Annotated in this window: 20 protein-coding genes and 1 pseudogene; 13 read left to right on the top strand and 8 right to left on the bottom strand. The window is 70.3% G+C overall.

The window, feature by feature from the left end; translation table 11 throughout:
• A pseudogene (locus ACWD3D_RS16975) lies at nt 1-70 on the bottom strand (MarR family winged helix-turn-helix transcriptional regulator); the annotation flags it as partial.
• Between the two features lie 13 nt (nt 71-83).
• Between ACWD3D_RS16975 and ACWD3D_RS16970 the strand changes: the two are divergent.
• The 5 genes from ACWD3D_RS16970 to ACWD3D_RS16950 all read left to right on the top strand — a co-directional run bounded on the left by ACWD3D_RS16970 (nt 84) and on the right by ACWD3D_RS16950 (nt 6,392).
• The gene (locus tag ACWD3D_RS16970; RefSeq protein ID WP_451461640.1) at nt 84-1,769 is read left to right on the top strand and encodes a response regulator transcription factor; all 1,686 of its coding nucleotides are present in this window, start codon (nt 84-86) and stop codon (nt 1,767-1,769) included.
• A 142-nt stretch (nt 1,770-1,911) separates the two neighbouring features.
• A complete protein-coding gene (locus ACWD3D_RS16965; RefSeq protein WP_451461639.1) occupies nt 1,912-2,403 on the top strand; it encodes an SRPBCC family protein in 492 nt (163 codons plus the stop codon).
• A 292-nt stretch (nt 2,404-2,695) separates the two neighbouring features.
• Nucleotides 2,696-3,595 carry a class I SAM-dependent methyltransferase gene (locus tag ACWD3D_RS16960; protein WP_451461638.1) on the top strand — a complete coding sequence of 300 codons (900 nt, stop codon included), beginning with the start codon at nt 2,696-2,698 and terminating at the stop codon, nt 3,593-3,595.
• Complete coding sequence (locus ACWD3D_RS16955) at nt 3,592-5,094, top strand: aldehyde dehydrogenase (RefSeq protein WP_451461637.1); 1,503 nt, start codon at nt 3,592-3,594, stop codon at nt 5,092-5,094. Before ACWD3D_RS16960 ends, ACWD3D_RS16955 begins: the two co-directional genes overlap by 4 nt.
• A gap of 269 nt (nt 5,095-5,363) precedes the next feature.
• Complete coding sequence (locus ACWD3D_RS16950) at nt 5,364-6,392, top strand: alpha/beta fold hydrolase (protein WP_451461636.1); 1,029 nt, start codon at nt 5,364-5,366, stop codon at nt 6,390-6,392.
• A 315-nt stretch (nt 6,393-6,707) separates the two neighbouring features.
• Here the strand turns inward: ACWD3D_RS16950 and ACWD3D_RS16945 are convergent, their stop codons facing one another.
• Nucleotides 6,708-7,487, bottom strand: coding sequence for an SDR family NAD(P)-dependent oxidoreductase (locus tag ACWD3D_RS16945; protein ID WP_451461635.1), 780 nt, complete (start codon nt 7,485-7,487; stop codon nt 6,708-6,710).
• A gap of 494 nt (nt 7,488-7,981) precedes the next feature.
• On the bottom strand, nt 7,982-8,365 hold the full coding sequence (locus tag ACWD3D_RS16940) for a hypothetical protein (protein WP_451461634.1): 384 nt from the start codon (nt 8,363-8,365) through the stop codon (nt 7,982-7,984).
• Between the two features lie 317 nt (nt 8,366-8,682).
• Here ACWD3D_RS16940 and ACWD3D_RS16935 point away from each other — a divergent pair, with 317 nt between their 5' ends.
• Nucleotides 8,683-9,105: a hypothetical protein gene (locus ACWD3D_RS16935; RefSeq protein ID WP_451461633.1), complete on the top strand. Its 423-nt coding sequence runs from the start codon at nt 8,683-8,685 to the stop codon at nt 9,103-9,105.
• Nucleotides 9,106-9,174: 69 nt separating this feature from the next.
• Nucleotides 9,175-9,447, top strand: coding sequence for a hypothetical protein (locus ACWD3D_RS16930; RefSeq protein WP_451461632.1), 273 nt, complete (start codon nt 9,175-9,177; stop codon nt 9,445-9,447).
• Between the two features lie 298 nt (nt 9,448-9,745).
• Here ACWD3D_RS16930 and ACWD3D_RS16925 read toward each other — a convergent pair whose 3' ends face one another.
• The gene (locus tag ACWD3D_RS16925; protein WP_451461631.1) at nt 9,746-10,672 is read right to left on the bottom strand and encodes an alpha/beta hydrolase; all 927 of its coding nucleotides are present in this window, start codon (nt 10,670-10,672) and stop codon (nt 9,746-9,748) included.
• A gap of 304 nt (nt 10,673-10,976) precedes the next feature.
• On the opposite strand from ACWD3D_RS16925, the gene ACWD3D_RS16920 reads away from it, so the two are divergent.
• From ACWD3D_RS16920 to ACWD3D_RS16900, 5 genes are all read left to right on the top strand, one after another.
• Entirely contained in the window at nt 10,977-11,849 is an 873-nt protein-coding gene (locus ACWD3D_RS16920; RefSeq protein ID WP_451461630.1) for a helix-turn-helix domain-containing protein, read from the top strand.
• Nucleotides 11,846-12,205, top strand: a complete 360-nt coding sequence (locus ACWD3D_RS16915) for a DUF2255 family protein (protein ID WP_451461629.1) — start codon at nt 11,846-11,848, stop codon at nt 12,203-12,205. The genes ACWD3D_RS16920 and ACWD3D_RS16915 overlap by 4 nt, the downstream gene beginning before the upstream one ends.
• 223 nt (nt 12,206-12,428) lie before the next feature.
• A complete protein-coding gene (locus tag ACWD3D_RS16910) occupies nt 12,429-12,794 on the top strand; it encodes a response regulator (protein ID WP_451461628.1) in 366 nt (121 codons plus the stop codon).
• 427 nt (nt 12,795-13,221) lie between these two features.
• The gene (locus ACWD3D_RS16905; protein WP_451461627.1) at nt 13,222-13,836 is read left to right on the top strand and encodes a hypothetical protein; all 615 of its coding nucleotides are present in this window, start codon (nt 13,222-13,224) and stop codon (nt 13,834-13,836) included.
• A gap of 101 nt (nt 13,837-13,937) precedes the next feature.
• A complete protein-coding gene (locus tag ACWD3D_RS16900; RefSeq protein WP_451461626.1) occupies nt 13,938-14,342 on the top strand; it encodes an SsgA family sporulation/cell division regulator in 405 nt (134 codons plus the stop codon).
• Nucleotides 14,343-14,447: 105 nt separating this feature from the next.
• Here ACWD3D_RS16900 and ACWD3D_RS16895 read toward each other — a convergent pair whose 3' ends face one another.
• The 4 genes from ACWD3D_RS16895 to ACWD3D_RS16880 all read right to left on the bottom strand — a co-directional run bounded on the left by ACWD3D_RS16895 (nt 14,448) and on the right by ACWD3D_RS16880 (nt 18,387).
• The gene (locus tag ACWD3D_RS16895; protein WP_451461625.1) at nt 14,448-15,383 is read right to left on the bottom strand and encodes an SDR family NAD(P)-dependent oxidoreductase; all 936 of its coding nucleotides are present in this window, start codon (nt 15,381-15,383) and stop codon (nt 14,448-14,450) included.
• Nucleotides 15,384-15,483: 100 nt separating this feature from the next.
• Nucleotides 15,484-16,161 carry an alpha/beta hydrolase gene (locus tag ACWD3D_RS16890; RefSeq protein ID WP_451461624.1) on the bottom strand — a complete coding sequence of 226 codons (678 nt, stop codon included), beginning with the start codon at nt 16,159-16,161 and terminating at the stop codon, nt 15,484-15,486.
• Between the two features lie 311 nt (nt 16,162-16,472).
• A complete protein-coding gene (locus ACWD3D_RS16885; RefSeq protein ID WP_451461623.1) occupies nt 16,473-17,870 on the bottom strand; it encodes a CHASE3 domain-containing protein in 1,398 nt (465 codons plus the stop codon).
• Between the two features lie 241 nt (nt 17,871-18,111).
• Nucleotides 18,112-18,387, bottom strand: a complete 276-nt coding sequence (locus ACWD3D_RS16880; protein WP_451461622.1) for a WhiB family transcriptional regulator — start codon at nt 18,385-18,387, stop codon at nt 18,112-18,114.
• 504 nt (nt 18,388-18,891) lie between these two features.
• Here ACWD3D_RS16880 and ACWD3D_RS16875 point away from each other — a divergent pair.
• Nucleotides 18,892-20,820, top strand: a complete 1,929-nt coding sequence (locus ACWD3D_RS16875; protein ID WP_451461621.1) for an N-acetylmuramoyl-L-alanine amidase — start codon at nt 18,892-18,894, stop codon at nt 20,818-20,820.
• Nucleotides 20,821-20,856: the final 36 nt, after the last annotated feature.

Here is a 20,856-nt window from a genome sequence, read left to right as displayed (position 1 = left end):
GTTCCACGACGACCCTGCGCCGGTCGGTGGTGGAGGGGGTGCGGCGCACGTAGCCGCGGCCCTCCAGCACGTCGAGCCGGCCGGTGACGACCAGCCCGGACGAGACGGTCGCCGGGCTCCTGGAGTACGCCGCTCACCGCAGGCTCGGCCGCGGGGACGCACTGGGCGCGGTGGCGGCGCTGACCCGTGCCGCCGTGCTCAGCCCTTCACCGGCCGACGAGAGCAGGCGGTTGGCGGAAGCCGCGTACGTGGGCGCCGACGTCGGCGGCGGGCTGGTGGACGTCTCCCGTCTGCTCGCCGGAGCCCGCCGGGCCGCACCCACCACCGGGGATTCGCTGCACGCGGCGGCAGCCTCGGCGCTCCTCCTGATCAACCAGGAGGGGGACGTCGGCACCGCCCACCGGCTGCTGACGGCCGCGATCGAGGCGGGCGGACACGGATACGACGCGTCGGACGACGCGCTGATCGAAGCCCTGTTCACTCTGATCACCCTGTGCTGGTACAGCGGTGACCCCAGCACCTGGCCACCGGTCCTCCGGGCCCTCGAACGGCTGACCCCCGAGCCCCCCGACCTGCTGCGCGTGTGCGCCCAGACCTTCGGCGACCCCGCCCGGACCGGGCACCGGGCGCTGGACGTCCTCGATGCGCTGCTCGCCGACATCGGGGAGGACCCGACCCGGGTCATCCGCGTCGGGATCGGCTGCGTCTACCTGGACCGGCTCGCGGACGTACGGGAGCCCACTCTGCGGCTGGTCGAACAGGGCCGGGCCGGCAGCGCTCCCGCCCGCAGGCACGTGGCGGCGCTGATGCACCTGTGTCTGGACTACCACCACGCGGGACGGTGGGACGAGGCGGTGCGGCTGGCCGGCGAAGGACTCGACCTGTGCCGGGAGCACGGCTACCACTTCTTCGACTGCAAGTTCCAGTTCGTCCAGGCCCTGGTGGCCGGGTCGAGGGGCGACACGGCCACCTGCGAAGCCCTGTGCGAGGAGATCGTCCGGTGGGCGGTACCCCGCGGTGCCCAGGGGGCGCGAGGACTCGCCCTGCACGCCGGAGGACTGTCCTCCCTGGCGTGCGGCGACTTCGAGGCCGCTTACCGGCAACTGGCCCAGATCACCCCGCCCGAACCGTTCGCCGACCATCAGCCGATCGCTCTGGACTGCGTCCTGGACGTGGTGGAGGCGACCGTACGTACGGGACGAGCCGACGAGGCCGCCGTCCGCACGGCTGCCCTGCGGGCCTCCTCCGTGGCCCGGCTGTCGCCCCGCCTGCACATGCTGGTGCTGGCCTGCGAGGCACTGACGGCGTCCGACGACGAGGCGTTGGCCCTTTTCGAGCGGGCTCTTTCGCTGGCCGAGACCGCCGACTGGCCCTTCGACGTTGCCCGGGTACGCCTTCTGTACGGCGAACGCCTGCGGCGTCGGCGCGTGACCCGGGAGGCCCAGGACCAACTGGTCCTGGCATCCAAGACCTTCGAGGAGCTCGGAGCGACGCCGTGGGCCGCGCGCGCCGCCGCCGAACTCCGGGCCAGCGGCCACACCCCGTCCAACTCCGCGCAGCGGGGGCGTGGTGCTCTGACGGCACAGGAGTGGGAGATCGCGACCCTGGCGGCGACCGGGCTCACCAACAAGCAGATCGCCGAGCGGCTCTTCCTGTCGCACCGCACCATCGGAACGCACCTCTACCAGATCTACCCCAAGCTCGGCATAAGCTCCCGGGTGGCCCTGCACGACGCTCTGGCCGCCCTCAAACTGGAGGACGTCGGCTGACGCGAGGAAGAATGCCCAGTCAGATGACGTATGTGGCCGTTCGCCGCCGCCTGCACACTGGGTCGGGGAACGTCCAGGAATGGTCGCGCGGTCGGCGACGTCGCGTGTCCCACAGTAATCAAGCGAATGTGCGAGAGAGCGGATGTACGACACTTCAGACAGCCACCCGGACATCCACTGGCCGTCCGGATTCTCGCCCGCCGACGCGCACAGCTTCCACCGGGCGCAGGCTGTCGTGCCCGGTCCGCCGGAGCGCTCCTTCACCCTCCTCACCGACGTCGCGAACTGGCCGAAGTGGGTGCCGGGGTGTGAGGAGGTCAGCTCCGTCACCCTGACGCAGACCTTCGAGGTGGTCTGGGCGGGCCACCGGTTCGAGGTTTTCGTGGGGGAGAACGTGCCGCCCCGCCGGATCGGCTGGCTGGGTATCGGCGGGGGCGTCATGCTCTACCAGGCCTGGCTGCTCACGGGGACCGAACACGGCACCGAGATCGTGGTCGAGAACGCCGTACGCGCCGACGTGCCCAAGCCCCTCGACACCCTGTCCCGAGACTGGACCGAGCAACTGAACGAGCTGTGGCTCGCCCAGTTGGGGAGGCTGTCGAAGGACCCGCAGGACGAGGAACGGCAGTCCTGAGGCTGCATTCCTGAGTGCTGCAGCCTCAGGAATGCGGTAGGTCACCGGCACGCATCGCCCCGTGGGCGGTGCGTGCCGGAGCCGCTGCCGACGCACCGGACGACCGCCTCGTTCCGCGCCCGGCGGGAGGCGTGAACACAGCGGGCTGCCCGCAACGTGTCATGGGAAGAAGATGTCCGAACGTCCGACCTGTGAGTGATGTCGTACCGGCCGGACGAACCCGGGGTCCGAGGCTCGCGGGACTGCGCGGGACAGCCTCGGTGCCCGAACCGCCGACGAAGCGAGGAGAGCGATGACCGGCACGGTACAGGCGGGCAGTACGGGCGTGGCCGGTGTGGGGATGACCGCGTTCCTCGTAGCCGCGGCGCGGGCGATCGAGGCGTCGCGGCCCGGGGGACTGGCCCGGGACACGTACGCGCGGGCCTTCCTGGAGGCAGCTCCGGGCTGTGCCCACTGGCCCACGAGCTCCGACCAGGTGCCCGGCGGCGACGCGGATCCGCTGTGGGGCCGACTGGCCGGCTTCTTCGGCCTGCGCACCCGGGTGTTCGACGACTTCCTCACCGACGCCGCCTCCCACGGTTGCCGTCAGGCGGTCGTCCTGGGAGCCGGCCTGGACACCCGTGCCCACCGCCTGCCCTGGCCGGACGGCACCACGGTCTTCGAGATCGACCACGGGGACGTGCTCGACTTCAAGCAGTCCGTTCTGGGCTCTCTCGGCGCCACACCGCGGGCCGCACGCGTCGCCCTGGCCGTCGACCTCCGGCAGGACTGGACCGGTCCGCTGATCGCCGCCGGGTTCGACTCCAACGCCCCGACGGCGTGGCTCGCCGAGGGACTGGTGCCCTACCTGCCACCCGCCGCCGAGCGCGAACTCCTGCGGACGATCGACACTCTCAGCGCCCCGGGAAGCGTGTTGGGCTGCGAGGTGAAGCAAGGGGTGGATCCGGTCGCCCAGCGCGACTTCCCCATCTACGCCGCGGTGAGGGAGCGTACCGGGATCGACCTGCTCGCCCTGTTCGACGCCGAGCCGCGTCCGGACACCGTCGCCGAACTGGCGGCCCTGGGCTGGACGCACGACGTGCACACCCCGTTCGACTTCACGCGGCGGTACGGTCGCGGGCCCGAGCCGGCCCCGGACGACGCGCTGGCCGCGAACCGGTGGATCCTCGCCGGCAAGGCGGCGACCGCGTGACCGCCGCGGATGCGGGCGCCCGGATGGGGTCCGGGACGACGGGCTTCCCCGTCGACCTGCCGGACGAGTTCCTGCACTGCTTCCCGCTCGGCGGCCGATGGGAGCGGGCGTCCTCCGGACGCCGGGTCACGCTGACCTCGCCGTCGACCGAGGAACCGACCCTGACCCTGCCACTCGCCGACGACGGCGACGTGGACCGGGCGGTCGCCTCGGCCCGCACCGCTCTCGACCACGGCCCCTGGCCGCGGATGCCCGCCGCCGAACGCGCAGCCCACCTCGGACGATTCGCCGAGGAGGCCCGCCGCCGGCTCCCCCTGCTGACGCGGCTGTGGACCGCCCAGGTCGCGGCTCCCGTCACCTTCGCCCGGGGCCTCGTGCGCGCGGGAGAGAGCCGCCTCGACTTCTTCGCCCGGCTGGCGGGCACCCACTCCTTCGCCGACCGACGCCCCACCCACCGCGGCCATGCGCGGGTGGTACGCGAACCGGTGGGCGTGGCCGCGCTGATCGCCCCCTGGAACGCCACCTTCGCGATCTTCGCGCACAAGGTCGGCGCCGCCCTGGCCGCAGGCTGCACCGTCGTCCTGAAGTCACCGGTGGAAAGCCCCCTGGAGGCACTGGTCCTGGCCGAGTGCGCTCTCGCCGCCGGCCTCCCCCCGGGAGTCGTCAACGTGGTGACGGCCGACGCGGAGCAGTCCGCCCGTCTGGTCGCCCACCCCGGGGTGGACAAGATCAGCTTCACCGGCAGCACGGCCGTCGGCACACGTATCGCCGAAGTCGCCGCCCGGCGCATGGCCCGCACGACGCTCGAACTGGGCGGCAAATCCGCCGCGATCCTCCTCGACGACGCCGATCCGTCCACGGTACTGCCGGCCCTGCTTCCCCTGGCGATGCCGTTCTCCGGTCAGATCTGCTTCGCCCAGACCCGGATACTGGCTCCCCGCCACCGCATGGCGGAAGTGGAGGAGGTCTGCGTGGCCGCGGTCGAAGCGCTGACGGTCGGTGATCCCTGGGACCCGGCGACCGACGTCGGACCGGTGCTGAACGCACGTCAGTACGCCCGTGTCCTCGCCTACGCGGAAACGGGCCGCCGGGAGGGCGCGCGTCTGCTGACCGGAGGCGGCAGGCGGAAGGGCTTCGACCGGGGACACTACGTCGACCCCACCGTCTTCACCGACGTCACCCCCGGCATGACGATCGCGCGTGAGGAGATCTTCGGCCCGCTGATCACGTTGCAGGCGTACGACGACGTGGACGACGCCGTACGCATCGCCAACGACACGGAGTACGGACTCAGCGGAAGCGTCCACGGGGCGGACCCCGAGGCCGCGTTCGAGGTGGCCCTCCGGGTGCGGTCCGGCCACCTCGCCGTGAACGGCTTCGAGATGGCCCCCAACGCCCCCTTCGGCGGCCGCAAACTGTCCGGGAGCGGCCGGGAGGGCGGACCCGAGGGGCTGGAGGGCTTTCTGGAGACGAAGTCCGTCTTCATGCCGGGACCCTGAACCCGCACCTGCTCGGCCGGGGCCCCGCACGAACAGCGGTCCGGCATCGACCGGTGTTCCGGCTCGCCGAGCCCGGCCCGGCTCAAACATACGTGTGCCCCGGAGGGTCCGCCCGCGGGCGGGACGGCACACGCGCCTGCTCGGTGTGGTTTCGCCCTTGGCCACTCGACCAGTGCGGAACGAGGTTCTTCATCACCTGCCAGAGAGGTGACGTATTGTGTGTGCGCACGTTCTGCCACACCCTCAGAACCGAACGAGAGGAAGCGGACATGATCAGCAGGCGCATCCTGCCCCGGACCGCGACACCGGCCGAGGCCCGTCTCACCGGGGCGGGCCGGGTTCCGGCACGCGAGGACACGGCGGCCGCCCGGCCCTCGGCCGGGCGCGCCCCGCAGGGTCTGGGTCCCGTACGGCACACCCGTACCGCCCTCCTCGACATCGCCTACCACGACGTCGGACCGGCCGACGGCAGGCCGGTGATGCTCCTGCACGGCTGGCCGTTCAGTCCCGTCGGCTCCTACGCGAAGGTGGCTCCCGCCCTCGCCCGGCAGGGCTACCGCTGCTACATCCCCTACCTGCGGGGTCACGGGGAGACCCGGTTCCGCCACCCGGACACTCTCCGGTCCGGTCAGCAGGCGGCACTCGGCGCGGACCTGATCGACTTCATGGACGCTCTGCACATTCCGCGGGCGTTGTTCGCCGGCTACGACTGGGGCGGCCGGGCCGGCGACGTCGCCGCCGCGCTGTGGCCCGAGCGCTGCACCGGCCTGGTCTCGGTCAACGGCTACCTCATCCAGAACCTGGCCGCCGCCCAGCAGCCGCTGCTGCCCGAGCGGGAGGAGGGCTATTGGTACTTCTTCTACTTTCTCACCGAACGCGGCCGAAAGGGGCTCCAGGGCGACCGCGACGAGTTGGCGCGTGTCGTCTGGCACCGGAACTCGCCCCAATGGCAGTTCACCGAGGCTGAGTTCGCGCAGACGGCATCACTGTGGACCAACCCCGACTACGTCGACGTGGTGATCCACGGCTACCGGCACAGGCTGGGCGCCGCGCCGGGCGACCCCCGTTACGCGGACCTGGAGAACCGGCTGCTGGACCAGCCCCCGATCACCGTTCCGACGGTCACCCTGGACGGGGCGGCCGACGGCGTGCTGCCACCGACGGACGGGAGCGGCTATGCCGCCCACTTCACCGGCCCCTGGAGCCATCACGTCGTCCCCGACGCGGGCCACAACCTGCCCCAGGAGCAGCCCGAGGCGTTCACTGCCGCGATCCTGGAAGTCGATGCCCTCAAGTGACTTCCTGAGGGGGCCCGTTCGAAGCCGATGACCCACGGGCCGCCCGTCGAAGCGGCACACCACGCGGGCTCCGACGACGGCCCCGCTCACCTGCGGGCGGCCCGGGGCAACACTGCCCTCGGCGCCGGTCGGTTACGCCGGAAACACTTCGCGGGTGTGCGGCGCGTGCTCACGGCGGCCACTACTACGGCCACTGGGCGTGCCGGAAGAACGACCGAAGGGCCATCAGCATCGCTGGTGGCCCTTCGTGGCGGACGGTGGGATCGGCTCCAGGCGGATTCTGACCCTGCCGGAGCGGTTCCCGGTCGTCCGGCGTCAGTAGTGGATCGGTCCCTTGACCCCGCCGCCCGCGGCGATCGTGTCGCCGTTGATGGCCACGCTGAGGGGACTGGCCAGGAAGGCGACGACCGCCGCCACCTCGTGAGGCTCCACGGTCCTGCCGATGGACACACCGGCGGCCATCCGCTCCTCCAGCTCCTCCGGGCTGATGCCTGCGGCCTTCGCCCGGGTCTCCAGGCTGTTGCGCCAGGTGAGTGTCCGCGTGCCGCCCGGCTGCACCGAGACCACGTTGACCCCCTGCGGACCGAGTTCGTCCGCCAGGTTCTTCGTCATGGCGACCACCGCGGCGTTACGGACCGAGCCGGTCACCGAACCGGTCTGCCGTGCCGCCAGTCCGCTGATGTTGATGATCCTGCCCCAGCCGCGCTCGGCCATCCCGGGAGCGAAGGCGTGGACGCATCGGAGGTATCCCCGGACCTTGATGTTGATCTCGTGCTCCAGTGCGTCGTCCGGGAACGCACCGGGATTGGTGGTGGCGGCGTTGTTCACCAGGATGTCCACCTCCCCGATCCGGTCACGCACGACCCGTGCCATCGCGGTCACCGAGGCGTCGTCCCCCGTGTCGGCGGGGACCGCGACGACCTCGGCACCGGTTTCCGCGCGCAGCAGGGCGGCCTGCTCCTCGGCGTGACGGACGGATCGTGCCACCAGGGCGACCGACGCGCCCTCCTCAGCCAGGGCCCGGCCGATCGCGAAGCCGATACCCCGGCTTCCGCCGGTGACCACCGCTCGTCGGCCCGTGAGTTGAAGATCCATGGTTCCTCCGGTCGTGTCAGTACACAAAGGCCCGGACGCCTGGGGTCCGGCGTGTGTGGAGATACGTATACAAGTGCATCATGCAGTCAACCGTCGGCGGCGTACGAGGCATGTGAGGCGAACCGGGCCGACGCGGGTCGTCGCCGGACAGGCGGCACTTTGGACGGAGGACACACTCCGGGCAGCGGACGGGCTGCTCCGGTTCGGCCGGGCGCCCGGTCCCTCGAAGGCCCCGCCCCGGTACCCCGCGCAGGTGTGCCGGTCGTGCTGAACCTTTCCTCCCACCGACTCGTTGTGCCGGGTGGAGGTTCCGCCGTCGCGACACGCCGGCGGCGGAGCCGGGACGACTGCTTCGGGGTCCACCCACGCTCCGTGGCCGGAGCTCGTCCCGCGTCGGCGGCCCGCGTGAGACATCCGGGGGCCGCCGACGCGGCCCCCGGATGTCTCACGCGGATGTTCACCGCTCGAAGCCCGAGCGGCACACCCGCCGGTGCCTACTGCCAACGCACCACATAGGGGGCGGTGGTGGTTCCTTCGGCTCCCCACTTGCTGCCCGGAGTGGCGGAGTTGAATCCGTCGGGGCCGGGCAGAACCCTGGTGATGTCGAAGTGGGCGTTGCTGACGTTGTAGAAGCCGCCGATGGTGTAGGCGCCGGTGCCCACGATGTCGAAGGTCTGGCAGTTTCCCGGATTGACCACATAGGAGTGGAGGCCGGTGGACCATGTGATGTCGGCAACGTAGTTGCCCTGGGCACACAGCTGGACGCGGTGGTTGCTGATGGCCGCGGACGCCGGCGATCCGAGGGCGACAACGGCCGCGCCCGCGGTGAGTGCGGCACCCGTGGCGATCGCCGACCGTCGTCGCAGTGCTCGGCTCATGCGCATGTGAGATTCCGTTCTGGTAGATGGCACCGGTATCCAGCAGCACGTCCGGACGGGACGGGCAGGGATCTGGCGGTTCGCCCCTGCGGCCCTGCCGATACAGGGCCTTCAACCCGACAACGGGATCGGGCCTCCGCGGAGTTCAGCCATCGAGTCTGACGTGTTCGTGTCCCTCCCGGACGCATCTGGGGCAAACCTGGTCGGCGGCAGCATTCGGACCTGGTGGACCGAAAGTCACACTTGTTTGCTGCAAGGTGTGACCTCTAACGTGTGTTCGTACGGAGCCCTCCGTACCTTGAGGTAAGGGGTGTGACATGCTCACTCGGGCGTTCTCCAAGCGTGCCGCGGCAAGTGTCGTGGGAGCTGCTTTGGCCTCCGGCGTGCTGCTTTCCGGCGGTTCGGCCCAGGCCGCCACCGCGGCGATCGGCGCGGGCCGTGTGCAGCTCTGCGCGCAGGGCAATTACGCGGCCTACCTGGTCTTCAACACCGCGCAGCAGAACCAGCAGAGCGTCGCCACCGCCACCGTGAGCGCGGGCAGCTGTCAGACCTTCGACATCGTGAACTACGGCGGTGGCTCACAGACCGGCATCAGCGTCCTCGGCAGATACAACACCAGCAGCGACACCTTCTACGTCGGCGGGCTGAACGTCACCCCCACCGGCGGCGGCTGGAAGCTCTTCGCCAAGGGGACGACAGCGAACAGCGGGGCCGGCGCCTACATGGAGGTCGGGAGCTGACGAGAGTGTGACGCCCTGCGGACCGGTCGCGGCCCGGCGGGCAACGCCGGGCCGGGCCCCGCGGCCGTCGTGACCTTGGTCGTACCCGCGGCGGCCGCCGCGATGGCAGTCACCGCGGGCAGCGCCTCGGCCGCCACCACGACCAGTGCCGCCGCCAGCGATTACGTCAACACGTTTGTCGTGAAGTACTGGTCGGAACTGGGAGCCCCCTGGGGGATCTGCCAGAGCGACGCGAACCGCTCCAACGCGGAAGAGGGGCGCAATCCCGATGGTTCCACGAAGTACTACTGCGCCGACGCCGGAAGCGGAAATGTGAACATGTGGAAGAGGCATCTCGCCTAAAATTGGTCCGTATTCCGTATTCCGTATTCCGCAGACCGGAACGCGGTGTCGGATGCGGTGCGTCGCAATACGGAGGGACAATCGCATACCGAATGCGTGCGGAAGACGCGGGCAATGTCGCTGACCATGCGCGAGGTCGTCGGGCGCCGCGCATCCGCCGGGGTTGACCCGGCGGATGCGCTTCGGACGTCTCGCCCGGTGACAGCCACCCCGGGAGCCGTCGCTCCGGCTCACCGCGATCGGCTTCCGTGGTCCGCCGCCCCCGTGCGAGGCCGACCCGCCCGGGCGATGGTCCTCGTCAGTCCACTGCGACGAGGTGGGCGGTGAAGTACTCGGTGAGCTTGTCGACGGCGGGGTCGATGAACTCCTTCTTGTCGTAGAGGTCCACATGGCTGGCGCCCTCGATCCAGTGGATCTCCTTGGGGCCGGTGGCCCGCTGGTGCGCCTCGACGGCCATCCAGGCGGTGACGGCCCGCTCGCCGATGACCTGGAGCACGGGGCGCGGGCTGATCAGCGGGATGGCGTGGAAGGCGTCGCTGGAGGCCATTTTGTCGATGCTCTCCCAGGCGAGGACCTTGGCGGACCGCTCGTGCTCGCCGCGGGCGGTGCAGTAGTACTCGAATCCCTCGATGCCGTGCTGCCCGCCGAGCGCGCCCGCCTGTTCGGCGGTCTGCGGGAACATGGTCATCGCGCCGGGGTCCTCCCCGCGTGCGGCGGTGCTGCGCGCCTGGGCGGCCGCGTCGAGCAGCGTCCGGAAGACAGCCGGGTCCTGGGTACCGTCGGCCCCCAGACGGAATTGCCGGGCGGGCTCGGCGGTGGAGACGGTGGCCACGGCCCTGACGCGGTGATCACCACCGGTGGCGGCCAGCGAGTAGCTGCCGGAGGCGCAGATGCCGAGCAGGCCGATCCGGTCGGCGTCGACCTCGTCGAGGGTGGTGAGGAAGGAGACGGCCGCCTTGAAGTCCTCCACCCGCTGCGCCGGGTCCTCCAGACCCCGCGGCAGACCGCCGGACTCGCCCTGGTAGGCGGCGTCGAAGGCAAGCGCGACGAAACCACGCTCGGCCATCAGTTGCGCGTAGGTGCCGGACGTCTGCTCCTTCACACTGGTGCCGGGGTGTCCCACGACCAGTGCGGGCCACGGACCCGACCCCTGGGTCTCGGGGGTGTACAGGTGCGCGGCGATCCGGATACCGGTGCTGTCGAAGGTGACGGTGGTCCTGGCCATGGGAACTCTCTTTCCGATACGTCGGTTCGTGGTCTGTTCTCGGGTCGGCTTGTCCTGGACGGCGCGATCCGCACACGCCACTGTGCAAGGCGGCATCCGGGATGAAATCAGTCAGTTGACTGCTTCCTCCGTGCTCTTGACAGGACGAGTGCACCGTCCCGAGCCCCGAGCACACTTCTACGATGGCAGCGGGCCGGGACCGGTGAAAGAGGCAGGTTTCTTCCGGGGCATGTTTCTGCCGGGGGAGAAACATGCCCCCTCTGACCTACGTCAGGGTCGCGAGTACGGAGCGATACTCAAAAGCATGAATCCTGATTCCCATCCCCATGTCGGCGCTTTCCTCAGGGCGCGCAGGGCACAGCTGACCCCCCAGGACTGCGGTCTGCCGGAGCCGGCCACGAACCGAAGGGTGGCAGGGCTCCGTCGCGACGACGTCGCACAACTCGCCGCGATCAGCGTGGACTACTACACGCGGCTCGAACAGGGCCGCGTCAGGGCCTCCGCCTCCGTGCTCGCCACTCTGGCACGTGCCCTGCGCCTCGATGAGGACCAGAAGCGATACCTGTACGAGCTGGCGGGCAGGACCGACGCCCGCCCACGCCGTCGGCCGCCCCAGCAGGTGAGGCCCGCCATGCACCGCCTGCTCGAACAGCTCACCGGGGCGCCGGCTCTCGTCCTCGGCAGACGGCTGGACATCCTGGCTTGGAACCCGGCCGCCGCGGCTCTGTACACCGACTTCGCATCGCTCCCGAAGTACCGACGCAACTACGTGGACCTGCTGTTCACCGATCCGGTGGTCCGGGGACTGCACCAGAACTGGGAGCACGACGCCCGTGACGCCGTCGCCGCTCTCCGCATGGAGGCAGCGGCCGACCCCGACGATCCGGACCTCGCCCGCCTCGTCGGTGAACTGTCCCTCGGGGACCCGGACTTCCGTACCTGGTGGGCCGAACACCGCGTCACGGGCGCGGCCTACGGCACCAAGTACTACCACCACGGCCTCGTCGGCGATCTGGTTCTCGACTGCGACACATGGGTCAGCCCCGACGGCTCCGGGCAACGCCTGATGGTCCTCACCGCCGCGACGGGAAGCGCCTCCGACGATGCCTTGCGCATTCTCACCTCGTGGAACGTCGAGCGACCGAGCGAGGACCGGACGGAGGGTCGGACCCGGTGAACGACTGGACAGCCGACGACCTGTCTCTGTTCTCCGAGGCCCACTCCCTCGTCCTGACCGCCGGCGACGGCGGGAACCCCGGCGTGGAGATCGGCATGGTCGTCGCGGGGGGCGAGTTGTACGTCCGCGCGTACCGCGGTGTCAGCTCCCGCTGGTTCCGGGCGGCACGTGAGTACGGTCACGGTCGAGTGCGGGTGAACGGGGGTGGCTTCGACGTCCTGTTCGAGACCGACGCTCTCGACCCGTCTCCTGAGATCGACAACGCCTTCCGTGCGAAGTACGGCCGCATCGCGGATTCTCTTGTCGCCAGTGCCCAGGCGCGGGCGGCGACCATCCGGATCGAGCCGGCCGATTGAAGACCTGAAAGCCGTTCCCCACCGGAACCGGGCCGACTGCTGAATCGCATCCCGCATTGCCTTGATCCAGCCGACCGGGTACCGCTACGCGTGAGTTCCCGCCGGCGCACGCATAGCGGTGGGCCGGGTAGGGGTATTGCGGAATTTCCCTTGCATGAGTGATACACAAACCGTAGGGCTCCCCCTATGGCACGGCCGCCGGACCGTTCGGCATGCTGGGACCATGTGCATCAACATCGTCGTCGTCGACGACGACCCCGGATTCCGCCGCATCGCCACGACGCTGCTCACGGCGCGGGGCCTGCGAGTGGTGGCGGAGTCCGGGGACGGCGCCTCGGCGCTCGCCGCCGTACGGGAGCACCGCCCCGACGGGCTGCTGCTGGACCTGCACCTGCCCGATCTGGACGGGCTGACCCTGGCCGGCCTGCTGAGCCGCGAGGACGACCCGCCGCAGATCGTGCTGACCTCCACCGACAAATCCTTCTGGTCGGAGGAGGAGTTGGAGAGCGCGGGGATCAGATCCTTCGTCGCCAAGGACCGGCTGTTCGACGCGGACCTGCGCGCCCTGTTCACGTCCACCGGGGCCTGAGCGGCCGCGACGGGTCAGGCCGCTGCTGCGGAGCGGCCCGACCCGGCCCCGGAGTCCCGTCGGGCCTCTCCTCGGCGGATGGAGGCCGTGGGGAGCGGGGAGGAGAGGCGGGAGCCATGGGGCTCGTCGATCGCCCACCACGGGTAAGCCGCTCCCACAGCCCGCTTGCCGGGCATACACGGGCCCTGTCGGAGCACGGCGAATCCGTCCTGGTGGCCACCGCGTCACGTGTCTGTCGTCGGCTGTGTGTGGGGTAAGCCCTACAGAGCGGCGCGGGAGGCCCCAGAGAGAACGAGGGAACACACGACAGATCCGGGTGGCGTATGCGCGGAGACTGTCGTGTGAATCCGGAACGACCCCAACTGTCGCCGGACACCACGGACAACGCGGCGCAGGCACACGTGCGACTGAGGGACGGAAACCGGGAATGGCACAGCTGGAAGTCCCCCAGGACGAGCTACGTCTCGACTCGCACCGACTCGGCGTCCGGACGGTCGCCGGCCCGGGAGGCCCCCTCACCAGGGCGACGATGATGCTCGGCTCACTGGTCTCCGCGGCCCTGGGCAGCGTTCTGATCGTCTGTCGGGTCAGCACGTTGACGTTGGCAGGGGTTCTCTTCGGCCTGCACCTCGTGGTCCAGGGAGTGCTGCAACTGGTGGCGGTCCACCGGTCGCGGGCATCGGCGACGGTGAGACACCTGCTGGCCGCCGGCGGCGTGACGGCCATGCTGTTGGGCGTGGCCCTCTGCCACGGCTGGGCCGACACCGTGTTCCTGCTGGGAGTGTGGACCGGCTGCGGCTGGCTGATGAGGGGCCTCACCATGGCGATCTCCGCCACCTCGTTCTCCGTCAGCCATGTCTTCGTCTACGACGACGTACTGAACGCGGTGATCGGCTCGGCAGGCTTGCTCGTCACCGCTTTTCCCTTCTCCTCCCCGGAGCAGCTCGCCGACGTGGGTGGCGCCGTACTGATGGTCACCGGAATCGTCGAAGCGCTCGCCGCGGCCCGCCGACGGCCCGGGTCCCTGCGCGCCATCGACTGAGACACACCCCGGCCGCGCACCGCAGACGGTGGCCGCGCGACGGGAGCGGAAGCACACCACCACGTCATCCGGTCGCACGGCCGGGTACCTAGGAGGCGACCATGAAGAAGAGCCACCTCGCGCTGGAGATCACCCGCTGGCTGGACGACGATCTGGCCTCCGCGCTCGCCTGCGAGTTCTCGTACGACCCGCACGATCCGCTGGCCGTGACGATGGTCTTCCGCGCCGACAGCGAGTGGCCCGTGCGCTGGGTGGTCTCCCGGGACCTGCTGGCCGAGGGCATGACCTTGCGCGCGGGCGAGGGAGACGTGGTTCTCTGGCCGACACAGGAACGCGAGGGGGTGGCGGCGACCTTCTTCATGCGGATCGGGGGCGCCCGCACGGCGTTCTTCGAGATTCCCACCGAGCCGTTCGCCGAGTGGCTCGCCGCGACCTACCTCCAGGTGCGGCGGGGAGCCGAGCTGGAGGGTGCCGATTGGGACGCGCTGGTGCAGCTCGCCGAGTGAGCGGACCGGGCGGGCGAGGAGGAGAACGCGAGGCCCTGACGACCCGGCAGGTCGTCAGGGCCCAGCCCGCGTCCCGGGCAGGCCCCGGCCCCCCGGGTCGGCAGGTCAGTCTCCGGCGACGGGGAGCGCGAAGTCCCACAGGCGGTCGGCCGCGTCGGGGTCGACCGACCAGGCCGCGACGCCCGCCGCCACCTCGGGTCCGCCCTGGACGGTCTCGGACTCCTGGTTGTCCTCGAAGTAGCGTCCCGTCACGCCGTCGAGGAGCGGGGAGGCGGCCAGCAGTACCGTGGTGGCGGCACCCTGGGCGGGGCTCTTGTAGTAGTCGGGGGTGATCAGTTCCCCCTCCTCGTCCATGGCACCGAACGCCTGCATGGTGGCCTTGTCGAGGTGACGGGTGAGATTGGTGTGGATCCAGCCGGGCGCGCACGCGTTCGCACTGATGCCGTCCGCCGCCCAGCGGCGACTGATCCCGACGGCCAGCAGTACATCGGCTGTCTTGGACCGGGCGTACGCGACGAAGGGGTCGTACGGGTGCCGCTCGAACTGCGGATCGTCGAAGTCGAAGCCGGCCCGCAGCTGCGCGCCGGAGCTGACAAGGGTCACCCGCGGCTTCTCGGCGGCCCGGAGAGCGTCGTGCAGGCCGAGCACCAGGGCGAAGTGGCCCAGGTAGTTGACGGCGAGCTGCATCTCCCAGCCCTCCGCGCTCACCTCACGGGCCGGGAGCATCATCACCCCGGCGTTGGCGACCACGGCGTCGACCGGACCCCGCCAGCTCTCGCAGAAGACGCGCACGGACTTGAGGTCGGCGAGGTCGAGCGGCACGGCAGTCGTGTTCGGGAACTCGGCGAGCAGCGCCCGGGCGGAGGCAGGGTCCCGCACGGCGATGGTCACATGTGCCCCCGCACCCGCGAGCGCGCGTACCGTCTCCGCGCCCAGTCCGGAGGCCCCGCCCGTGACGATCATGCGGCGTCCGGTCAGATCGACGCCTTCGAGGACCTCGGCGGCTGTGGCGCGCGGAGAGAAGCGAGTGGTCAGAGCCATGGGTGAAGACCTTTCGAGACGGTCCGCAGCGCGGCGGCAGGTGGCCGGTGCGGCGAGCGCCGGTACCGGCTGTCCACCGCCGGCCGCCGACGGTGGATGGTCAGCCGCGGACGATGGAGTCGATGAGCGCGGCCAGCTCCGCGGGACGGGACAGGTGGGGGGAGTGGCTGGTCGCGATGCGGCGGACGTCCTTGGTGCGGACGGCCATCCGCTCCTGCACGGGGACGGCGATGGAGGCGTCCTGCTCGGTGACGACATAGGCGGAGGGCACGGCGTGCCACGCGGCCCGGGTGACCCGGTCGACGAACGGCTGGTGGTGCTGGTCGACGAGCCGGTCGAGGGCCAGGTCGGCCACCGCCTCGGGGACGTCCGCGTAGAGCTGTGTCCGGGGGTCGTCGCCGATCGGGAACATCCCCTCCACCGCGTCGGGCTCGGGAGCGCCGAGCATCGAGTACATCGACTCACCGACGTCGGGGACGAAGGCCGCCACATAGATGAGCTGCCGCAGCCCGGGGAGGCCGGCGACGGCCTCGGTGGCCGGAACGCCACCGTACGAATGGGCGACCACGACGACAGGCCCGCCGACGCCCTCGCACGCTGCGCGGATCACTTCGGCGTCGTCCGGCACCCCGCCGTGTGCGCCGGGTCCGGAGGTGGGCAACTTCACCGCGAGACTCGGGTAACCGAGAGCATCCAGCTCCCCGCGCAGCAGATCCCAGGTGGAAGGCTGATGCCAAGCCCCGTGAACGAGAACCAGAGTGGGTCGCTGATCAGTCATGGCGTGTCTCTCCGTCGTACCGCTGAAGAACATGTCGGACAACGTGTCCGCTCGAAGTCTAAAGGTATGTGTTTCTCGCACGACGTGTGACCGGGGCCTCCGGGCTGCCGTCGGCTGTCATGCGCGGTGTCCGCGGGTGGGCGGTCAGCAGCGGTCGGCTGCTCCTGCGGAGCCGCCTTTTGCGTCCGACGACCGGCATACGCTCTGCATGGTCAGCACACCGCGGCCATGACCGCCGCCCCGAGGAGTCCCACCGGGAAAGCCGTCGCGCTCACGACCGGATCGGGCCAGGTCGGCGGTTCACGAGGAGATCACGCCGGAATCGGGATGCTTATCAGGATGGTGGTGCCGCCGCCAGGAGGGGAGTCGATGACCAACTTGCCGTCGAAGGCCGCCACGCGCTCGGCGAGCCCGGTCATCCCGCTGCCGGTGACGGCCTTGCCCACGCCGCCGATGCCGTCGTCCGCCACCCTTATCCGCAACACGTCGTCGAACTCGACGAGGACGTCGATCCGGGACGCGTCGGCGTGCTTGGCCGCGTTCGTCACCGCCTCGGCCACGACGAAGTACGCGTTCGACTCCACGGTGGAGGAGATCCGGCGCTCGTCCCTGCTCTCGACGACGATGGGGACCGGACACCGCGCGGCCAGGTCCCGCACCGCGGCGACCAGACCCTTCACCGTCAGCACCAGCGGGTAGATGCCCGAGGCGAGTTCCCGCAACTCGTTGATGGCCGTCTGCGCGTTGTCGATCGACTGGTCCAGCAGATCGGCCGCCGCCGCCTCGGTCCCGGGAAGCATCTCCCGCGCCAGCCGCAACCCGATCATCAGGCTCACCAGGCGCTGCTGCGCCCCGTCGTGCAGGTCCCGGGCGGTACGCCGGTGGACCGCCTCGGTGCTCTCCATGATCCTTCTGCGGCTGTCCTGGAGCGAGGCGGCCATGCTGTTGAAGGACGCGCCCAGGGCTCCGATCTCCGCCACCTTGCTCGGCGGGATCCGCACCCCGAGGTCGCCCTCCGCCAACTCCCGCGCCGCCGAAGCCGCTCCGCGCACCGGTCTGACCACGGCGCGGTGCTGGAGCACGGTGAAGACCGCCACCAGCGCGGTGGAGGCCGCGACCCCCAGGGCGGCGGCGAGCACCGCCTGGTGGCTGTTGGTTCCGGCGGCGTCCGTACGCTCCGCGAGCTGCCGGCGCTCGTCCGCCATGTACCGCTCGAACTGGTCCCGCAGGACATCCACGCGCTGCTTTCCCTCGGTCGACTCCGCCAGGCCCGAGGCAGCCGGATCACCTTCGCGGACCATCCGGACCAGCGGGACCGAGTAGTCGTCCAGGAACGACTCGACGCCGCGGGCGATCCGTTCCGCGGCGCGTCGCTGTTCCGGGGAGGTGGTGCTGTCGACGAACCGGCGCGTCTCTGCGGGGAGCTTCTCGCGTGCCGTCTGCCAGGGCTCGAGAAAGTCGTCCTGCCTCGTGATCACGAAGCCGCGTTCTCCTGTCTCCATGTCGACGAGCAACTGCTCCATACCGCCCGCCTCGACGAGGGCCGACCGGGATGCCCGTCTGGCCGAGATCGAGCTGTTCGCGTCGGCGATCGCCCAGAGCAGGATGGCGAACGCGACACCTATCAACAGGGCGAGCAGGCCGCTCGCCGCGACCGTGAGGCTGGTCAGTCCCAGCCGTCTGCCCCCGTGTACCCGCCCTGCGTTCATGGACCGCCTGCCGATGGAGAGAACCGAGACACATAAGTGTGCAACGTATTTCGAGAGAACCAAGAGGTTCGACGAGAGTCCCGACGTGTCCTCGGAGATGTCCCGTCCCGTCCCCGGACCGCTGCCCGAACCCGCCCGGACCGCCCGAACCGCAGGGACCGCCCGAACCGCAGGGCTCGCCCGAACCGCAGGGCTCGGCGGGATCGCCGGGATCGCCGGGAACCGGCCTCAGCGGCTCGCGTCAGGAGCCCGTCCGGACGAGACGGCCCGACTCGCGGAGCGCTTGGCGCCGGTCCGCCTCGCTCGTCCCGCCCCAGACGCCGTACGCCTGATCCGTCTTCATCGCCCACCGCAGGCACGCGTCGACGACGGGGCAGAGGCGGCACACCGACTTGGCCTCCTCGATCTGGAGCAGGGCGGGCCCGGTGTCGCCGACGGGGAAGAACAGTTCGGGGTCCTCCCAACGGCATGAGCTCCGCTTCTGCCAGTCGGTCCCGGCGAGGGGGTTGTGGTCCATCGGGTCTCCCATGTCGTAGGTGCCTGTTGGTGCGTGCCCGTTCGGGGGTGCCCGTTCGTGGGTCCCGGCCCGAGGACGGACGTCCATGACCGATGTCCTGCCTCGTACCTGCCGAGCCGGAGCGTTCGCACACTGTAAAAACATATGATGACGGAGCATTCATCACATAGCCATCGTTCAGGGTGGAAACCTCGATGGAACAGAGGTGCCGTACCCGGACACGCGGGTCGCCAGGCCTCTGCCCCCGACGCTGCGGTGACGGACCGACCGGCGGCCGACCATCAGTCACATCACCGGTGAACGAGACAGATACGTTCTTTTACACCGAACCCTTGAAGAGTGTCACGCGCGAGGTCGGAAGCGGGTGCGGTCCGGCGGAAGTGCCGTCCCGGGAGCCGGTGTTCTCCCCTATAGTCATGCGCGCACGAGCGGTCGCCCGCGAGAAACGTCTCTCCTCGCCAGGCGCCATTCGGCACATGTCCCCTCACATCATAAGGATTCGACTTGTACCAGCGAAAGAGGGCAGCCGGCCTGTCCGCCGCGGTCGCCGCGGGTGTGCTGGCCGCGTGCGGCCTGGTCACCTCACCGGCCACGGCGTTCGCCGACACCTCCCACGCCCTGGCGGGCGACAGCACCACGACCCGGCAGCAGACACTCCTGTCCGCCGCAGCGGAGTACCACATTCCGCCGAGCGTCCTGCTCGCCCTCGCCTACCAGGAGTCCCGCTGGGAGACGCACGGCACCCAGGTCAGCACCGACGGCGGCTACGGGGTCATGAACCTCACGGACGTCACCCCCGCCATGCTGGCCGGCGGTGACGCGGGCGCGGCGGGCCGATCCGACGTGGCGGCCCTCGCCGCCGACCCCGCCCGGCACACCCTTGGGGCGGCGGCAAAGCTGACCGGGCTGTCCGCGCGGGAACTGCGCGAGGACGAGCGCGCGAACATCCGAGGCGGTGCCGCGCTGCTCGCCTCGTACGAGAAGGAACTGGCGGGCGGCACGCCCGCGGACGCCTCCCGCTGGTACGGGGCCGTGGCCCGCTACAGCCAGTCGGAGCAGAAGCAGGGGGCGGTGAGCTTCGCCGACCGCGTCTTCGGCACCGTCCGCGACGGTGCCTCCGCCGTGACGTGGGACGACCAGCGGATACGGCTGTCGCCGGACCCCTCCGTCGCCCCCGCCCGTTCGCAGGCCGACGCGCTGAAGCTGAAGGCGGCGGCTTCCACGGCGGACACCGAGTGCCCGCCCGCCGTGCGCTGCACGTTCGTGGCCGGTTCGCCCGTCGGCGGCCAGGTGTCGAGCCGGCCCGCCAACGGGATCAGGATCGACACCATCGTCCTCCACGACCTGGAGTCCACCTACGACGCGGGTGTCGCGGGCCTGGCCAACCCGGCCAACGGGACCTCGACCCACTACGTGATGTCCTCCGACGGCTCGGTCACCCAGATGGTGCCCACGAAGGACATCGCCTTCCACGCGGGCAACTACTCGACCAACCTGCACTCGATAGGGATCGAGCACGAGGGCTACGCCGCCCACGGCGCGACCTGGTACACCGAGGCTCAGTACGAGGCCACCGCCGACCTGATCAAGTACCTGGCGGCCCGGTTCGACATCCCGCTGGACCGGCAGCACATCATCGGCCATGACAACGTTGCCGGACCGAACTCCGCGCTGACGGCCGGGATGCACTGGGACATGGGTCCCTTCTACGACCTGAACCACCTCATGAACCTGCTCGGGGTGGGGGCCGGAGTCCCCGGTGTTCCGCAGACGGGCTCGGTCGTCACGATCGCCCCTTCCTTCGCCGAGAACGTCCAGACGATCCAGGTGTGTCCCTCCGACGACCCGACCGGTCAGACAACCTCTTGCACGTGGGAGCAGCACCAGGCGAACTTCGTCTACCTGCGCACCGCTCCGGACGACACGGCCCCGCTCTTCGGCGACCAGGCGATCCACGGAACCGCTCCCGGTACCGACCGGATCAACGACTGGGGCAGCACCGCCCAGGCCGGACAGCAGTTCGTCGTCGCGGACGTCCAGGGTGACTGGACCGCGATCTGGTTCAGCGGGTCCGAGGTGTGGTTCCACAACCCCGGGGGCGCCAACACGAGGAACGTCACCGGGGTGAAGATCATCCGGCCCGCCGGTGCCACCTCCGTCCCGCTCTACGGATCGAGCTACCCGGACAAGGCCGAGTACCCGGCGGGTCTCGGCGCTTCGACGCAGGCACCGCTGTCCATGTACTCGGTCCCCGTCGGCCAGGCGTACGTGGCCACCACCGACCCCGTCGCCACCGACGACTACTTCCCCTCCAGCGGGGCCGTCGTCATCGGAGCGCGCACGATGTACACCATCCAGTACAACCACCGTGTGGCGCTCGCCTACGCCGACGCCGTCACCGCGACCCCGGCGGTCCACCACTGGGAAGACTGATCCTGGCGGTCTCCGCGCCGTGGACGGTGCCCACGG

Source organism: Streptomyces sp. NPDC002690 (assembly GCF_053592415.1).
This window is presented reverse-complemented; position numbering and strand designations above follow the sequence as displayed.

What these genes read in the sequence shown, in the direction of transcription:
- ACWD3D_RS16965 (WP_451461639.1), top strand. Translation starts at nt 1,912, where the DNA reads ATGTACGACACTTCAGACAGCCACCCGGACATCCACTGGCCGTCCGGA.
- ACWD3D_RS16960 (WP_451461638.1), top strand. Translation starts at nt 2,696, where the DNA reads ATGACCGGCACGGTACAGGCGGGCAGTACGGGCGTGGCCGGTGTGGGG.
- ACWD3D_RS16950 (WP_451461636.1), top strand. Translation starts at nt 5,364, where the DNA reads ATGATCAGCAGGCGCATCCTGCCCCGGACCGCGACACCGGCCGAGGCC.
- ACWD3D_RS16945 (WP_451461635.1), bottom strand. Translation starts at nt 7,487, where the DNA reads ATGGATCTTCAACTCACGGGCCGACGAGCGGTGGTCACCGGCGGAAGC.
- ACWD3D_RS16940 (WP_451461634.1), bottom strand. Translation starts at nt 8,365, where the DNA reads ATGAGCCGAGCACTGCGACGACGGTCGGCGATCGCCACGGGTGCCGCA.
- ACWD3D_RS16935 (WP_451461633.1), top strand. Translation starts at nt 8,683, where the DNA reads ATGCTCACTCGGGCGTTCTCCAAGCGTGCCGCGGCAAGTGTCGTGGGA.
- ACWD3D_RS16925 (WP_451461631.1), bottom strand. Translation starts at nt 10,672, where the DNA reads ATGGCCAGGACCACCGTCACCTTCGACAGCACCGGTATCCGGATCGCC.
- ACWD3D_RS16920 (WP_451461630.1), top strand. Translation starts at nt 10,977, where the DNA reads ATGAATCCTGATTCCCATCCCCATGTCGGCGCTTTCCTCAGGGCGCGC.
- ACWD3D_RS16910 (WP_451461628.1), top strand. Translation starts at nt 12,429, where the DNA reads ATGTGCATCAACATCGTCGTCGTCGACGACGACCCCGGATTCCGCCGC.
- ACWD3D_RS16905 (WP_451461627.1), top strand. Translation starts at nt 13,222, where the DNA reads ATGGCACAGCTGGAAGTCCCCCAGGACGAGCTACGTCTCGACTCGCAC.
- ACWD3D_RS16900 (WP_451461626.1), top strand. Translation starts at nt 13,938, where the DNA reads ATGAAGAAGAGCCACCTCGCGCTGGAGATCACCCGCTGGCTGGACGAC.
- ACWD3D_RS16895 (WP_451461625.1), bottom strand. Translation starts at nt 15,383, where the DNA reads ATGGCTCTGACCACTCGCTTCTCTCCGCGCGCCACAGCCGCCGAGGTC.
- ACWD3D_RS16890 (WP_451461624.1), bottom strand. Translation starts at nt 16,161, where the DNA reads ATGACTGATCAGCGACCCACTCTGGTTCTCGTTCACGGGGCTTGGCAT.
- ACWD3D_RS16885 (WP_451461623.1), bottom strand. Translation starts at nt 17,870, where the DNA reads ATGAACGCAGGGCGGGTACACGGGGGCAGACGGCTGGGACTGACCAGC.
- ACWD3D_RS16880 (WP_451461622.1), bottom strand. Translation starts at nt 18,387, where the DNA reads ATGGACCACAACCCCCTCGCCGGGACCGACTGGCAGAAGCGGAGCTCA.